We start from the raw sequence: 307 nt of genomic DNA on the forward strand, positions 1-307 counted from the left end.
TGCCGACCTCTACATTATCAGTGTAGCGCTCTAACCAACTGAGCTATAGGACTAGTTCAACCTCGCCTTACGGCTCGGCTTCTTGATTTCTCAATCTATATAAACAATCTATATTAATACACAACAAACAGCAGTACAATTTAAACCGAATGGATCTTAATATAACTAATAATTAAAAATTAAACATTAATAATTAAAAATTAATACAGTATCACTCCAGAAAGGAGGTGTTCCAGCCGCACCTTCCGGTACGGCTACCTTGTTACGACTTAGCCCCAGTCACCAGTTTTACCCTAGGACGACCCCA

Annotated in this window: 1 rRNA gene; it reads right to left on the reverse strand. The window is 39.1% G+C overall.

The features are described 5' to 3' along the window. Window positions 1–220: 220 nt before the first annotated feature. Window positions 221–307: ribosomal RNA gene (locus D0T60_RS18700) — 16S ribosomal RNA — on the reverse strand; the annotation flags it as partial.

Origin of the sequence: Bacteroides sp. 224, from assembly GCF_010500995.1 — a bacterium.
Taxonomy (GTDB): domain Bacteria; phylum Bacteroidota; class Bacteroidia; order Bacteroidales; family Bacteroidaceae; genus Bacteroides.